Annotated in this window: 13 protein-coding genes and 1 tRNA gene; 8 read left to right on the top strand and 6 right to left on the bottom strand. The window is 39.0% G+C overall.

Annotation, left to right across the window (positions count from 1 at the left end):
* Positions 1-153 precede the first annotated feature (153 nt).
* Together HL290_RS01510 and HL290_RS01505 are read left to right on the top strand one after the other, a co-directional pair.
* A tRNA-Asn gene (locus HL290_RS01510) sits at positions 154-229 on the top strand.
* 56 nt (positions 230-285) lie between these two features.
* On the top strand, positions 286-729 hold the full coding sequence (locus tag HL290_RS01505; protein WP_198495390.1) for a DUF2726 domain-containing protein: 444 nt from the start codon (positions 286-288) through the stop codon (positions 727-729).
* A gap of 10 nt (positions 730-739) precedes the next feature.
* Here the strand turns inward: HL290_RS01505 and HL290_RS01500 are convergent, their stop codons facing one another.
* The 5 genes from HL290_RS01500 to glnA all read right to left on the bottom strand — a co-directional run bounded on the left by HL290_RS01500 (position 740) and on the right by glnA (position 5549).
* Positions 740-940, bottom strand: a complete 201-nt coding sequence (locus HL290_RS01500; protein WP_151743304.1) for a hypothetical protein — start codon at positions 938-940, stop codon at positions 740-742.
* Positions 941-1053: 113 nt separating this feature from the next.
* Complete coding sequence (locus tag HL290_RS01495; RefSeq protein WP_198495389.1) at positions 1054-2508, bottom strand: alpha/beta hydrolase family protein; 1455 nt, start codon at positions 2506-2508, stop codon at positions 1054-1056.
* A 114-nt stretch (positions 2509-2622) separates the two neighbouring features.
* Positions 2623-3501 (bottom strand): 4-hydroxybenzoate octaprenyltransferase, encoded by an 879-nt coding sequence (gene ubiA / locus HL290_RS01490; RefSeq protein WP_198495388.1) that lies wholly within the window; start codon positions 3499-3501, stop codon positions 2623-2625.
* On the bottom strand, positions 3498-4007 hold the full coding sequence (locus HL290_RS01485) for a chorismate--pyruvate lyase family protein (protein ID WP_005039136.1): 510 nt from the start codon (positions 4005-4007) through the stop codon (positions 3498-3500). Before HL290_RS01485 ends, ubiA begins: the two co-directional genes overlap by 4 nt.
* A 126-nt stretch (positions 4008-4133) precedes the next feature.
* Positions 4134-5549: a type I glutamate--ammonia ligase gene (gene glnA, locus HL290_RS01480; protein ID WP_003650573.1), complete on the bottom strand. Its 1416-nt coding sequence runs from the start codon at positions 5547-5549 to the stop codon at positions 4134-4136.
* A gap of 817 nt (positions 5550-6366) precedes the next feature.
* Between glnA and HL290_RS01475 the strand changes: the two genes are divergently transcribed.
* The 6 genes from HL290_RS01475 (at position 6367) to HL290_RS01450 (ending at position 13193) form a co-directional block, all read left to right on the top strand.
* Entirely contained in the window at positions 6367-7926 is a 1560-nt protein-coding gene (locus HL290_RS01475; RefSeq protein WP_198495387.1) for a peptide MFS transporter, read from the top strand.
* Positions 7923-9725, top strand: coding sequence for an aminopeptidase P family protein (locus HL290_RS01470; RefSeq protein ID WP_198495386.1), 1803 nt, complete (start codon positions 7923-7925; stop codon positions 9723-9725). Before HL290_RS01475 ends, HL290_RS01470 begins: the two co-directional genes overlap by 4 nt.
* Before the next feature lie 302 nt (positions 9726-10027).
* Positions 10028-10612: an anthranilate synthase component II gene (locus tag HL290_RS01465; RefSeq protein WP_003650566.1), complete on the top strand. Its 585-nt coding sequence runs from the start codon at positions 10028-10030 to the stop codon at positions 10610-10612.
* A gap of 9 nt (positions 10613-10621) precedes the next feature.
* The gene (gene trpD / locus HL290_RS01460) at positions 10622-11671 is read left to right on the top strand and encodes an anthranilate phosphoribosyltransferase (RefSeq protein WP_004643529.1); all 1050 of its coding nucleotides are present in this window, start codon (positions 10622-10624) and stop codon (positions 11669-11671) included.
* Positions 11672-11680: 9 nt separating this feature from the next.
* Positions 11681-12487, top strand: coding sequence for an indole-3-glycerol phosphate synthase TrpC (trpC, locus tag HL290_RS01455; protein WP_198495385.1), 807 nt, complete (start codon positions 11681-11683; stop codon positions 12485-12487).
* Between the two features lie 10 nt (positions 12488-12497).
* Entirely contained in the window at positions 12498-13193 is a 696-nt protein-coding gene (locus HL290_RS01450; RefSeq protein ID WP_003650560.1) for a Smr/MutS family protein, read from the top strand.
* Positions 13194-13203: 10 nt separating this feature from the next.
* Here the strand turns inward: HL290_RS01450 and xdhC are convergent, their stop codons facing one another.
* Positions 13204-14193, bottom strand: a complete 990-nt coding sequence (xdhC, locus tag HL290_RS01445) for a xanthine dehydrogenase accessory protein XdhC (protein WP_198495384.1) — start codon at positions 14191-14193, stop codon at positions 13204-13206.
* Positions 14194-14197 lie beyond the last annotated feature (4 nt).

Below are 14197 nucleotides of genomic sequence, written 5' to 3'. Positions count from 1 at the left end.
GCTTTTTCTTATCCAATCATTTAATAATTTTCTATTATTGTTAATAAAATCAATGTTTCGAATATTTTTAAACCAAACGATTAGATATTCTCACTAATTCCGTTATTAAGACTTGACCCCGCCCCCTTTCCTGCCTAAAATCCTTTTCCAGATTCTCCAATAGCTCAGTCGGTAGAGCGACGGACTGTTAATCCGCAGGTCCCTGGTTCGAGCCCAGGTTGGAGAGCCAAGATTCTTAAAAACCCACTCATCATGAGTGGGTTTTTATTTGTATGATGCCTTCACATGTTCGAATCGAGTCACTTATTTTTTATTGTTTTAGGTTGCATCAGCACCTGCATTTTTCTTGCTGTTTGTTTACGCCCATATTTATTTCCAAAACAAAAATTCTTTGCTCGCCCTGTTATTACCAACTTTGAAACTCAAATGTTTATCCGTTTAAAACAAAGTTTTCCAAGTTATCATGTTTTCGCACAAGTGGCTTTTAGCGCTTTAATTACCAGTAAGGACTATAAAATTCGTAGTCAGTTCAACCGAAAAGTTACCGACTTTGTTGTGCTTAACGACAAGATGGACGTAATTGCCATTATTGAATTAGATGACCCTTCTCATCTTGAAAAAGCGGAAGAAGATCGTATGCGTGATCAAATGCTCACAGAAGCAGGTTATATAGTAAAACGTTATACAAACATCCCAAGTGTACGACAGCTACAAAAAGATATTCATTAAAAAACCGCTGTTATTTCTTTTCAGAACTTGCTGCTTCTTTTTCAGCTATTCTTTTTTCCATTTCTAAACGTTGCTGCTCATATTGTTTTTTAGTCTTAGCATCACTCTTTGCAGCCAAGAAAAGTATTCCAATAATCAGGAAAGGAATAAGCAAACCTAATCCCATTAATAACCAAGGAACAGATTTTTTTTCAACAGATTGCTGGCTCATAACTACTTCAAACTCAAACGGTATTAATTCTAAGATGTGTAACAATATAACAAAAAAGAGCCGCTATAAAGTGGCTCTTTTTTTAAGCTAATTTCTAATTAAATAAATAAATCTTAGAACTTACCTGTGCAGTGAGGACTTTGGCTAGCATCCTTCTGTGCATCAGTTAGAACAATACCTGTACCAGCTGTCATATTAGTTTGAATAAAATCTACAGCATTTGCATTTTGACATATGATTGCTTGTGTATGAGTTGCATTCGGTACAATAGTTAGCTTATAGCCTTTATCGTAGGCTGCTTGTGGGAAGTACTTCACAGCATTCGCTTTCATATTTGCGAATAAGCCTTGTGTTACTACAGGCAACACAGCTTGATCTTTTTCGCCTTGAATAATAAATACAGGCGTTTTAATGACTTTCTCGACCGTGGCATTAGTCGCAGGTTGGGTTGCTGTCAAGAAGCTTTGAACAACTTGATCCGCCTTGAATTTATTCAGATCAATACCATACTGTGTAATTTGATGTGTAGGATCAGCTAAGAAAGTTAAAATTCCTGCTTTAAATTTCTCTTGCAAGCCATTTGCACTATCAGGTGCAGGATAACTTAAACATGCGCCATCATCACCTGTACGTCCATAAGCCAATTCTGCAATGTCAGCCGCTCCTGATGTAAAAATTGTCTTAAAATCATAGTTTGGTTGCTGTGCTTTAATCCCTGCACTTGCGAATGCTGCATATGCTAACAACTCAGCATAACCCTCTGCTGTTTTATCAATTGTAGGTACAGCAAGTGCTAGTGGATCATTTGGAGACATTTGACCTGCAGCAATCGCTGCATCAATCTGTCTACGTGCTGTAATTGCCTGATCTAATTTACTAAGCTTATAACCACTGTCTTGATTCATTGCAGGGTCAATATAAATTTGAATGATTGTCCCTAAGCTTGATGCAGGTGCTCCTGCTACAGCACCTTTATAACTTACATCTGTATTGGCAAATTCGGCAGTACCCAATGACGCATGTCCACCTTGTGACTGGCCAATCGACATCCAATCACCTTTTAACTGGGCACCATAATGTTCTTTTACTGCTTTTACTGCAGCTAGCGCTGATTTTGCTTCGCTAGATAAGTTTAAGTACGGATGTACCCCTGGTGTACCTAAACCCTCATAATCTGGTGCCACAATCACATAACCAGCCGCCAATAAAGTCTCAGCTAGGATTTTAAATCGTGGATTAATTGTATTCTTACTTGGCGCACAACCATCACCTACCCCAACAGTTCCATGCTCCCACACGACCACGCGATAACCATCTTTTGGTTGTGTTGCTTTGGGGAACAATACCATTGCTGTGGCAGTTGCTGTTTTTCCTTGAACATTTGCCATGTTATAAGTCATTACTTTAATCGTTGAAGCATTATCAACTTGATCTATAGCGTAATTACTTTCAGATAGATAGGTTTTATCAGGGTTCACACTAATATAGTCATCATCGTCATTACATGCTGTAAGAAATAATGCTGAAACCGATAATGTTATAGCTAAAGCAATTTTTGACCGTTTCATAAAATATCCTTTTTATGTTATGTGTTATTTATTCCGCATATTTTTATGCACAAATATTAAGACATAAAAAAAGTGCTCTGCATAGAACACTTTTCAACCTTACGGTCATTTTTACTATATGAAATTTAAAAATATTCCCAGAAAAATGATTAATCCAACCCAGCGATTGTGACGGAATGCCCAAAAACAGACTTGAGGGTTGCGGTCTTTGGTTTTAATTGTTTGATATACAAAATCGAATGCAACAACAATCAAAGCAATGATCGCCCATGGAAATAAAATATTTTCTAAATACAGTGCAGCACCAATCAAAACAAGACTGGTCGCTTGTAAAAGCGCAATAATCTGGATGTCATATCGACCAAAAAGAATAGCGGTAGATTTCACACCAATCTTTAAATCATATTCACGGTCAGTAATCGCATATTGAGTGTCATAAGCGACTGTCCAAGCTAGATTACCAAAATAAAGAAGCCAGCAAGTTATATCTAAAGGCTTACCCATCGCAGTAAATGACATTGGAATTCCCCAAGAAAATGCCATACCTAAAACCACTTGTGGTAAATGGGTATATCTTTTCATGAAGGGATATATAAATGCTAAAACTAATCCAGCTAGTGCACAATAAAATGTCGCTATAGGTAAAAAGAACAAAGTACAAGCGCTAGCAAATACTAGCGCTAAAAATACATATATTGCTTCTCTCGGACGAATTATCCCAGTTGCTAATGGACGTGTTTTAGTGCGTTCAACATGTGCATCTACTTTACGGTCCGCAAAGTCATTAATGGCACAACCAGCAGCACGCATAAAAATTGTGCCTAAGACCATTGCCAAAAGAATATGCAATGGTGGCCTTCCTTCTGCCGCAACCCAAAGTGCCCACATGGTTGGCCAAAAAACCAGTTCTGTTCCAACTGGCTTATCAAATCGACATAGATAATAGTATGCTTCTAAACGCTGACGCCATGTGGTATCTGTTACAGTCGTCATAGTAGTTCCTTGTCGTGCTGCTGATGTAGAAAAGCTTCAAAAGCTGGTAAGAATGTTTCTTGGACTATAAATTTACACCCATGCCAAGTATAGCAACTTTGTCGCGTCCACCCTTCTGGCAAACGAATGACACGGCGGTCACAAAGTGGTGTCGTTCTTTGAAATAGAAAAAATCCAATCGGTGTAGAACCAATATGCTGAAATATGCGGGCTTTTTTTTGTAGGCTTAAAATAGGAAAAATACTTTTTGCTTTAACCCATGGCTCTGCTTCACTGCCATATAAATAAGTCTCACGCACCCATGAGGTGTGAGTATGAGGCATATTCATCCATTGGCTATCTGCAAAAGTTAAACGCTGAAAGTGTTCTTTAAAAGGTTTTACACTGAACTGACCACCACCAAGATCAGTCAATTGTTGAGTCAGAGAACCGGACGCATACAACCATTTTTTCAACTCAGGATTTAAAGTCTTGTCCTGTTTAAGTACTGGTTGCCGTTTACGCATAATCTGCTCACATGAAAACTCGCACTTAGTTTAACCCAATTTTTTGATAAAAAACGTAGAGAATTCAATCAACATTCCAAGCAATAAAAAAGCCTGCATAAGCAGGCTTTTTTATAAAAATACGTATTACAAGCTGTAGTACATATCAAACTCAACTGGGTGAGTAGTCGTGTTAAGACGACGTACATCTTCAGTTTTAAGTTCGATGTATGCATCAAGCATTTCTTTAGTGAACACGCCGCCTTTTAACAAGAATTCGTGATCTGCTTGAAGTGCTTCAAGAGCCATATCTAAGCTATGAGCAACTGTTGGGATTTTTGCTTCTTCTTCTGGAGGAAGATCATACAAGTTCTTATCAGCAGCTTCGCCCGGATGGATCTTGTTTTGGATACCGTCGATACCAGCCATTAACAATGCAGCGAAACCTAAGTACGGGTTCATCATTGGATCTGGGAAACGAGCTTCGATACGCTTACCTTTAGGGCTAGAAACGTATGGAATACGGATAGACGCAGAGCGGTTACGCGCTGAGTAAGCAAGCATGATTGGTGCTTCGAAGTGAGGAACCAAACGCTTGTATGAGTTTGTAGATGGGTTTGTGATTGCATTCAATGCACGAGCGTGCTTGATAACACCACCGATGAAGTACAATGCCATTTCAGAAAGACCTGCATATTCATCACCAGCAAACAAGTTCTTGCCATCTTTAGAGATAGACATATGAACGTGCATACCTGAACCATTATCACCTACCATTGGTTTAGGCATAAAGGTTGCAGTTTTTGCATATTGGTGCGCAACGTTCCAAACAGCATATTTGAATTGTTGAACTTCGTCAGCTTTACGTACAAGTGTATTGAAGCTCACACCAATTTCTAATTGGCAAGAAGCAACTTCGTGGTGGTGTACTTCTACACGACCAGGGCCCATGATGTCTTCGATTTTCGCACACATTTCTGCACGCATATCTTGTGAAGAATCAACTGGAGGAACTGGGAAGTAACCGCCTTTAACACGTGGACGGTGACCTGAGTTACCAGACTCGTAATCTTTACCAGTAGACCAAGCAGCTTCTTCAGCGATCAATGTATGACGAGCGCCAGACATATCGATGTCCCACTTCACTTCATCAAATACAAAGAATTCTGGTTCTGGACCAAAGAATGCAGTATCACCGATACCTGTAGATTTTAAGTATTCTTCTGCACGGCGAGCAATCGAACGTGGGTCACGCTCATAACCTTGACCAGTTGAAGGTTCAATAACGTCACAAGTCACAACTACAGTTGGTTCAGCAAAGAACGGGTCAACAAAACCAGTTTCTGCATCTGGACGTAAAATCATGTCAGATGCTTCAATGCCTTTCCAACCAGCGATTGAAGAACCATCAAACATTTTACCGTCTTCAAAAGTATCTTCATCAATAGAATCAGCTGGGTAAGTTACGTGCTGTTCTTTACCCTTAGTATCAGTAAAGCGAAAATCGACCCATTTTGCGCCACTTTCTTGTATGAGTTGAAGGACCTTGTTCGCCATGCTCATTTTGCTCCAATGAAATTTTGTTGCACTTGTTAAGTGCGTGTTAATTGCTGGTATTTATAAAGCAAATCTCATACCAACTTTATAAGACTTACCTAAAACATTGAATTGCTTATAACTATCCATGATTTAGGCCCCTTGTCCTGAACCCATTATACTGTTTGCATAGTGAAATGCACCATATTCAGACATTTTCAAATTATGGCATACAAGAATAGCTCACAATCGCCCTAATTTAGTGCAAAATTGTTGCGCTAATATGAATCATCGTATCAATATCTAACAGTAATTCATGATCATAATACTTTCTTATATAGCAAGCTGGCATTCTTATTACAATGAATAAAAAAATAATAAACGATGACTTATGAAATTCTAACTCTTAGATGAGAACTCTACATCTACTCATGCCTTTGCCAAAAAGGTTTTAATGTAAATATTGCCTTGAAAAGTAATTTTCAAAAAAATTTAAAAAGTCCTCTTTTGCGTTATAACTCACCCATTAAAATACTGAGGTTTTCTGAAATTATTTTTCTTTTTTACAGCACTTCTATTTTAAGACTCGTTAAAAACAGCTTAATCCTTATTTTCCTTATAGAGTTCTCTGCTGTGACGCAAGTTTTGATCAGCTTTGGTGCGTAATAATCTGATAGCTTAGCTTTTCACAATATAATTTTCACTTTTTCATTTTTTACCATTTGTTATATACCTTTTTTATACATGACCAACTTGCTTTTCAATTTAAAAAAAACTAAAAAATAAAACATAACTTTTTTTTATAATTAAACAAACTAAAAGTTTGGTTTATTTAACTACAAATATGTTCAAAGGATTTGAAATGAAGCATGAACTCAAACAATGCGACACAGCTTTTTTCGGCCATCCAAAACCCTTAAAAACTTTATTTTTTACTGAACTGTGGGAAAGGTTTTCTTATTATGGCATTCGGCCCTTATTGGTTCTTTACATGGTTGCGATGGTCAATGATGGTGGTTTAGGGCTTGATCGCCCTACCGCAGCTGCAATTGTAGGGTTATTTGCCGGCTCTATGTATTTAATGACCGTTTTAGGCGGTTGGATTGCCGATAACTGGTTAGGCCAAGCAAGATCTGTCTGGTATGGTTCCATCATTATTGCATTAGGTCATTTATCGATTGCACTTACTCCTATCTTTGATCAATTCTTTTTTTATTTCGGTTTAGTCCTTATTGTTATTGGGTCGGGGTTATTTAAAACCTGTATTTCAGTAATTGTCGGAACATTATATAAAGCCCAAGATAATAGACGTGATGCCGGCTTCTCCATTTTTTATATGGGAATTAATATGGGGTCGTTTATTGCCCCACTTATTACAGGTATATTGGCTCGTGATCATGGCTGGCATTTGGGTTTTGGGATTGGCGGTCTCGGAATGTTGGTTGCTTTACTCATTTTCCGTGCATTAGCGATTCCACAGCTACAGTCTTTCAATCAATTGCGCCAACAAGCTGATAATTGGAATAAACCTGTAATAGAAAATAAAAATGCCCCAAAAATTGCTTTCTCATTTTTATTAAGCGTTGCAGTGGTTATTGCTCTTACCTTCTTTGGCGTAATTCATATCAACCCAGTTGCGGTAGCAACTTACTTAACAGTGGGAATAGGTATTGGCATTATCGCTTATTTTGCATATTTGTTATTTTTCCTTGGTTTAGAACAACATGAAAAATTTAAAATTATTATCTGTTTTGTCTTATTAGCAACCTCTGCTCTATTTTGGTCTGCCTTTGAGCAAAAACCAACATCTTTTAATCTGTTTGCTCAAGATTATACGGACCGTAATGTTTTCGGATTTGAAATTCCGGGAGTATGGTTTCAATCAATTAATGCGCTTTTTATTATTATTTTTGCCCCAATTGCAGCATGGCTTTGGGCGAGACTAGGTAAGTCAAATAAAGACCCAAGTTATATCACTAAATTTATTATTGCACTTTTACTAGCAGCAGGTGGTTTCTTATTAATGTCATTTGCAAGCCGTTTCGCCATTGCTGGTGGATTAGTTTCGCCATTTTGGTTAGTAGGTACTATATTTCTGCTTACCCTAGGCGAACTTTGCTTAAGCCCAATTGGTTTATCTACCATGACTAAACTTGCCCCCGATGTTATACGCGGTCAAATTATGGGTCTGTGGTTTACTGGCTCAGCTTTAGGTAATCTCATAGCAGGGTTGATTGGAGGACATGTATCGGCAGATGGCATTAATCACTTGCCTACCCTCTTTATGAGATGTGTTTTGGCACTAGTAATTGGTGCAATCGTGTTATTTTTATTAAAGAAACCTATTTATAGATTAATGAATAAAAGTACTAGTAAAGTTCAACCTGACTTGGAAACCATATGACCAATTTAACTGTTCAAGAAAAGCTAGAGAAACTTCGTGAACTCATGCTTAACCAGCATGTTGATGCCTTGATTGTGATGAGTGCCGATCCGCATATGTCAGAATATTTACCAGATTACTGGAAAGCAAGACAATGGCTTAGTGGCTTTAGCGGTTCTGTTGGAACACTTGTAGTCACTCAAAACTTTGCAGGACTATGGGCAGATGGACGCTATTGGGTACAAGCCGAGCAACAGCTTTTCGGAACTGGATTTGAACTTCAAAAATTAACAAGTGATGAATCTTCAACACATCTCGCTTGGATTGAAAAAAATCTACAACCAGAATCAGTCATTGTGGTAAATGGACATACTTTATCAATTCAGCAATTTAAGGCACTCGAACATACTGCACGAGTTAATAATTATAAACTCGAAACCCAGCAAGATTTAGTCGGAGAGATTTGGTTAAACCGCCCAGAACTTCCATCAAAGAAAATTCATTTCATGCCTGAAGGGCTAAATGCCCTATCTCGTAAAGAAAAAATTCAGGCTATTCGTGAGACATTAGCTAGCAAGAATATTGCGGGTCATTTCATTTCATCTTTAGACGATATTGCCTGGGTCCTAAATGCACGTGGACAAGATGTAGAATATAACCCTGTGTTCCTTTCACATTTATATGTCAGTGCAAAACAAACTATTCTTTTTATTGATGCTGAAAAAGTTGATGTAACCATTCAACAAGCTTTGGCAGCCGATGGTATTGAAATTCGTAACTACCAAGATACAGCTCAGTTTTTAGCAAATATTTCTGATGCCTCAGTACTTTTAGATCCAGCCAAAGTCTCGATTTTTCATGAACAAGCCATAGCAAAAGATATTCGGGTTGTCTACGACATCAATCCAAGTACACTTTTTAAATCGCGTAAACATGAAAGTGAGATAGTTCATATTCGCCATGCAATGGTTAAAGATGGAGTCGCGCTTTGCCACTTTTTCCACTGGTTAGAGAAAGCCCTTCATCATGGTGAAAGCATTTCAGAACTCACTATTGATGAAAAGATTACAGCTTTCCGTGCGCAGCAAGATGGATTTATAGGGCCAAGTTTTTCAACGATTGCTGGCTTTAATGCCAATGGTGCTTTACCTCACTACCGCGCAACTGAGGAGCACTATTCATTTATTGAAGGCGATGGATTATTGCTGATTGACTCAGGTGGGCAATATGTAAATGGAACAACGGATATTACTCGTGTAGTGCCTGTAGGCACGCCAACGCAACCACAAAAACGTGACTATACCTTGGTTTTAAAGTGTCATATTGCTTTGGCAAAAACGATTTATCCAGAAGGTTTAGCTGCACCGCTACTTGATTCAATTTGTCGCCATACCTTATGGCAACATGGTTTAGATTATCGCCACGGAACAGGTCACGGTGTAGGCTTTGCTCTTAACGTTCATGAAGGACCGCAAGTACTTTCTTATTATGCTCCTGTGCATGCTTACAGCAAACTACGCGCGGGAATGATCCTTTCCAATGAACCGGGCTTATACCATGAGGGACAATACGGTATTCGCATTGAAAATCTGGTTGCAAACCGTCTTCACTCTGGGTTTGACAAAACTTATGGGGAATTTTTGGAGTTTGAAACACTTACGCTTTGTCCAATCCATTTAGATTGTATCGTTGTTGATATGCTTAACAATGAAGAGAAAGACTGGCTAAATACCTATCACCAAATGGTTCAAGAAAGACTAGCTGAACATTTATCTGGAGAGGTTTTAGACTGGCTGATTTACAACACTCGTGCGATTTAATCTGCTTTTCTAACTAAGGCAGAATACTTTTTAGTTCTAATGAAAAAGCCGATTCTGCCCTAGTTGCACATATCTCTGTTTCTTAACAGATCTAATATCAATTTAAAGCTGACTTTTTTAGCAAATTTCTAACGAATGAAATAGTTAAACTGGTCACTTCATTTTTTGTTATATTAGCCGCTTAGATAGCGGCTTTATTTTTGCCTACGATTTTGGTGTGATAATCAAAACGGGTAATTAAACAGGTAAAAATTTAAATAGCTATTTAAATAAATATCATATATCAAGAGGTTAGACTCAAAATGCTTCTAATGATCGACAATTACGACTCTTTTACCTACAACATCGTCCAGTACTTTGGCGAGTTGGATCAGGAAGTAAAAGTTGTTCGCAATGATCAAGTCACATTAGAGGATATTGAACGATGGCAACCTAAATATCTGGTTATTGGTCCTGGCCCATGCTCTCCAAGTGAAGCAGGTATTTCAATTCCGGCAATTAACCACTTTGCCGGAAAAATTCCTTTGCTTGGCGTGTGTTTAGGGCATCAAAGTATTGGGCAAGCTTTTGGCGGAAACATTGTAAGAGCCAAAACGGTGATGCACGGACGTTTATCTGATATGTACCATAGCAATAAAGGTATTTTCAGTAATCTCCCTAGCCCATTCTCAGCAACCCGTTATCACTCATTGGTGATCGATCAGCAAACACTGCCTGATTGCCTTGAAGTAACGTGCTGGACCAATGAAGCAGATGGCTCAATGGAAGAAATCATGGGTGTTAAACATAAGACATTGCCTGTTGAAGGTGTGCAGTTCCATCCAGAATCAATCTTGAGCCAACATGGTCATCAAATCTTTAAAAACTTTTTAGATATTTATGCATAAGTGATATTTATGAACATTCAACAAGCACTTAACCATATTACAAAAAATATTCACCTGACTCAGCCTCAAATGGAAGACATTATGCGCAGCATCATGCAAGGTGAGGCAACCGAAGCACAAATTGGTGCTTTGATGATGGGCCTTCGCATGAAAGGTGAAAGTATTGACGAAATTACTGCTGCCGCACGTGTTATGCGTGAATTCGCTATTAAAATTGATGTCAGCGATATCAAATATTTAGTTGATATTGTCGGTACTGGTGGTGATGGACAAAACTTATTTAACGTCTCTACAGCCTCAAGCTTTGTGATTGCAGCAGCTGGTGCAACCATTGCAAAGCATGGTAACCGAGGTGTTTCAAGTAAATCAGGTTCGTCTGATCTACTTGAACAAGCAGGTATTAACCTTGATTTAGATATGGAACAAACTGAGCGCTGCATTCGTGAGATGGGTGTAGGCTTTTTATTCGCTCCAAATCATCACAAAGCAATGAAGTATGCTGTTGGCCCACGTCGTGAGCTTGGTGTTCGCAGCATTTTCAATTTACTCGGCCCGCTTACGAATCCAGCCGGCGTAAAACGCTTTGTAATTGGTGTATTTTCAGATGAACTTTGCCGTCCGATTGCCGAGGTTATGAAGCAACTTGGCGCTGAGCATGTCATGGTGGTTCATTCAAGAGATGGACTTGATGAAATTAGCCTTGCTGCTCCTACCGCTATTGCTGAACTTAAAGATGGCGAAATTACCGAATGGACGCTTAATCCAGAAGATGTCGGGATTGAATCACAAACCTTAAATGGTTTAGTGGTAGCAGATGCCGCAGCAAGCTTAAAGCTGATTAAAGATGCATTAGGTAAAAATAAATCTGACATTGGTGAAAAAGCAGCAAATATGATTGCGCTTAATGCAGGTGCAGGTATTTATGTCTCAGGCATTACCAAAACCTATGCTCAAGCTGTTTCATTCGCTCAAGATATTATCTATGGCGGACAAGCATTAGAGAAAATGAGTGTTTTGGCTGAATTTACCAAAACATTAAAACAATGTCAGGCAGATTAAGGACTTCTCATGATTAATATTCAAAATACCATTTTAGGTAAAATTGTTGACCGTAAACATGAGGAACTTGCTGCACGTTTAAAACAACGTAATTTGCAAGATGTTGAAGAACTAGCAAAAGCTGCAACTCCGGTACGAGGCTTTGCAAAAGCTTTACAGCACAAACGCCCTGCCGTAATTGCTGAAATTAAAAAAGCTTCTCCGTCAAAAGGCATTATTCGTGTAGATTTTAATCCTGCTGAAATTGCTAAGCAGTACGAACAAGCTGGAGCAGCATGTTTATCCGTTTTAACTGATGTTGATTTTTTTCAGGGTGCGGATGAGAATATTGCCATTGCACGAAGCCACTGTGCTTTACCTGCTTTACGTAAAGACTTTCTGATTGATCCATATAATGTAGTTGAAGCACGTGCATTACATGCTGACTGTATTTTATTGATTGTTGCATCTTTGTCAGATCAACAACTTGAAGAAATGTCTAAAACTGCGTTTGAACATCAGCTTGATGTATTGGTTGAAGTTCATGACGAAGAAGAACTGGAACGTGCTTTAAAGTTGTCTGAGCAATGTTTATTAGGTGTGAATAACCGTAATTTAAAAACTTTTGATGTAGATTTAAATACCTCAATTCGTTTGAAGAACTTGCTTCCATCATCACGTTTACTTGTGACTGAAAGTGGTATTGCCACTCCAGATGATGTTCGTATGATGCAAGAAAATGATATTCACACCTTCTTGGTTGGCGAAAGTTTTATGAAACAACCAAGACCAGATCAAGCCTTTACAGCCCTTTTTGGACAACCCCAAACGGTTTAATAGAAGATATATGAGTAATAAAGATTCATCGCTTTCTAAAGAGCAACAAAAGTTACTGAAGCAATTTAAAAAGCAAATCTCCAATCCTCATTCAAGCAAAATCGCAAGTCAGTCTGAGGCCCCAAAACCTCAGGCTGAGTCTGAAGAATTGGAAGATGCAAACCTGTTTCAAAGTGCTCTAGCAGGTGTTAAGCCCATCAACAATAGTAATATTGCTGATGTAAGAACGCCTCGCACAAAAAAAATTGATGCTCAAACACTCGCTAAACGTGCAGCTGCCGAAGGTGGTCGTGAAACTGAACATGCCGAGTTATCAGACACTCAAGCCGCTCTAAACCCTGTAGCAAGTCAAGCAACGCTAAGCTATCGCATTGCCACACTTCAGCATAAAGTTTTCGAAGACTTAAAAGCTGGAAGAATGCGCTGGTTTGAAGCTGTAGATTTACACGGATGTACGATTGAGCAAGCACGTGACGCAGTTTTACAAGTTATCCAGATGGCAAAAGATGAAAATCAAAATGTTGTCAAGATTGTACATGGTAAAGGCCCTGAAGCTGTTTTAAAAACCTATGTCAACGGATGGCTACGTCAGCACCGCGATGTTTTAGCTTTTGTAAGTGCACCTGAAAATCAAGGCGGCACAGGTGCCGTTCTCGTACTACTTAAACGTGCAGAAAAAAATCCAAAGTTCGAACAAAAGAAATGATCCCAAAAGATCATTTCTTCACATCAAACACCTGCAATAATTGAGCAACCACTGCAACGGCAATCGTTGCAGGTTGTTTCGATGAAATCCCTTCTATCCCGATCGGGCAAACCAAACGTTGTAATGCTTCTGAAGTATAACCACGCGTCAGCATACGTTTCTCAAAAATAGCCCTTTTACTTTTTGAGCCAATCATCCCAACATAAGCAAATGGATTGGGCGCAGGTTTTAAGGCTGCAAAACACAGTTGCAGATCTAGTTGATGATCATGGGTCAAAATTAAAATTGCACCTGAACGATCAAAATGTTCAATCTCAACTTCTGGCGTATCTGTCGTTAAACATTGCACCTGTTCTAGTAAATCCGATGGGAAAATATCATCACGCGGATCAATCCATTTCACACTAACACCAATAGGCAATAAACAACGGACAATTGCTTCACCCACATGCCCCGCGCCACAAACCAGCACTCGCATGGCATAAGGTTGAATCTGCTGGTCAAATTGCCATTGGTCACTGCTGGCAGGCTGAACATCGAAACATGGTTGCTGTTTCATATTCATACCCACAGTTTGCCAAGTAGATGTATGTTGATGTGAGACTGTACGCCATATACGCTGTCCGGCTCGCCATGCTTGCAAATAATGGGATAAATCTGAGGTAATTACAGCGGGTGATATTTTTTCAAACAATAACCACATCACTCCGCCACAACACTGTCCCAACCGAGCACTGAGGTTAAATCGCTCAACACGCCTCACACAAGCTTCCGTTTCTCTTAACATTGCTTTCGCAATATCAATAGCCTGAAACTCTAGATGCCCGCCCCCGATCGTATCCGACTGCTGCCATTGTTGTTGCAAATTAAGCCGCAATAACATTGTTGCACCAACTTCTCGTGGTGTTGAACCATCAGCGCGCACTACTGTTACCAATACCATAGGCAGAGCATCGGTTTGCCACGCCACAAAATCAGTCCACCATTGTAAATGTTGCATAATC

This window comes from Acinetobacter sp. AC1-2, assembly GCF_016124155.1.
GTDB lineage: Bacteria > Pseudomonadota > Gammaproteobacteria > Pseudomonadales > Moraxellaceae > Acinetobacter > Acinetobacter calcoaceticus.
This window is presented reverse-complemented; position numbering and strand designations above follow the sequence as displayed.

Coding starts and splice junctions, on each gene's coding strand:
- HL290_RS01505 (WP_198495390.1), top strand. CDS start 286: ATGTTCGAATCGAGTCACTTATTTTTTATTGTTTTAGGTTGCATCAGC.
- HL290_RS01500 (WP_151743304.1), bottom strand. CDS start 940: ATGAGCCAGCAATCTGTTGAAAAAAAATCTGTTCCTTGGTTATTAATG.
- HL290_RS01495 (WP_198495389.1), bottom strand. CDS start 2,508: ATGAAACGGTCAAAAATTGCTTTAGCTATAACATTATCGGTTTCAGCA.
- ubiA (WP_198495388.1), bottom strand. CDS start 3,501: ATGACGACTGTAACAGATACCACATGGCGTCAGCGTTTAGAAGCATAC.
- HL290_RS01485 (WP_005039136.1), bottom strand. CDS start 4,007: ATGCGTAAACGGCAACCAGTACTTAAACAGGACAAGACTTTAAATCCT.
- glnA (WP_003650573.1), bottom strand. CDS start 5,549: ATGAGCATGGCGAACAAGGTCCTTCAACTCATACAAGAAAGTGGCGCA.
- HL290_RS01475 (WP_198495387.1), top strand. CDS start 6,367: ATGTTCAAAGGATTTGAAATGAAGCATGAACTCAAACAATGCGACACA.
- HL290_RS01470 (WP_198495386.1), top strand. CDS start 7,923: ATGACCAATTTAACTGTTCAAGAAAAGCTAGAGAAACTTCGTGAACTC.
- HL290_RS01465 (WP_003650566.1), top strand. CDS start 10,028: ATGCTTCTAATGATCGACAATTACGACTCTTTTACCTACAACATCGTC.
- trpD (WP_004643529.1), top strand. CDS start 10,622: ATGAACATTCAACAAGCACTTAACCATATTACAAAAAATATTCACCTG.
- trpC (WP_198495385.1), top strand. CDS start 11,681: ATGATTAATATTCAAAATACCATTTTAGGTAAAATTGTTGACCGTAAA.
- HL290_RS01450 (WP_003650560.1), top strand. CDS start 12,498: ATGAGTAATAAAGATTCATCGCTTTCTAAAGAGCAACAAAAGTTACTG.
- xdhC (WP_198495384.1), bottom strand. CDS start 14,193: ATGCAACATTTACAATGGTGGACTGATTTTGTGGCGTGGCAAACCGAT.